This is a genomic window from Mesorhizobium sp. M2A.F.Ca.ET.037.01.1.1, from assembly GCF_003998075.1.
Classification (GTDB): Bacteria; Pseudomonadota; Alphaproteobacteria; order Rhizobiales; family Rhizobiaceae; genus Mesorhizobium.
Window position 1 is genome coordinate 1 of the sequence record NZ_RZSA01001583.1, and the last position, 820, is coordinate 820.

General features: G+C 69.1%; 1 pseudogene. It reads right to left on the reverse strand.

What is annotated here, in order from left to right:
• Positions 1 to 820 (reverse strand): annotated as a pseudogene (locus EOA27_RS38530) (GNAT family N-acetyltransferase); the annotation flags it as partial.

An 820-nucleotide genomic window follows, 5' to 3' on the forward strand; every position in this document is an offset into this window, starting at 1 on the left:
GCCGGTGCACGGCCTCGCGGGCGAAGGCGGCGCGGTAGCGGTCGATCGCCATGGCGGTGCGCTCGCGGCCCTTCCAGCCGGCGGCCTCCAGCGTCAGGAAGCTTTCGATGGCATGGCGGATCTCGTCCGGCCCGCGCGCCACGATGTGCTCGAGCTTGCCGAGGTCGGCAAGGCGCCGCTTCAGCCGGCGAAATTCGCGATAGTGATGCGAACGCAGCGACGCCTTGAGGTAGTCCTCGCCGTCGGCGTCGCTTTCAAGCACCGGGCGCTCGACCCTGCCGGTGGTCACCAGGGTCAGGCCGCGGCTGTCGGCGAAGGAGGTCAGCAGGCTCGCCACCGGGCCGTCAAGGCGCATGTCGGGCAGCACGAAGACTTTTGGCAGCTTGAGATGCGGCCGCGACAGCATCGAGAAGAAATCCTCGATGACGCCGATCGGATCGTCGCGGTCGACCAGCGGCGTGCCGAGCGGGCCGAACGGGCTTGACCACGTGCGCATCACCGGGACGCCGAGCGGCATCGCCGGCCGCTCGACCGAGAAGGGCACCAGAAGGCGCAACCGGTCGCGGTATTCGTCGCCGTCGCGGATGACGGCCAGCCGCACCTCGCGGTCCTCCAGCCGGGGCATCGCCGGGGCCAGGAAGCGCGGGTTGAAGAAGACATTAGGCTCGACCGTGCGGGCGCTGAGATAGTCGAGTTCCTCGACAAGGTCGAAGCCGGCCGAGGCCGGGTAGATGGCGAGCTTGCGTTCCGGCCTGTTGCTGGCGAAGAGCTCGATATGGGCAGGGTCGACCTCGCGCGCCAGGCCGGCAAGGTTGGAGAC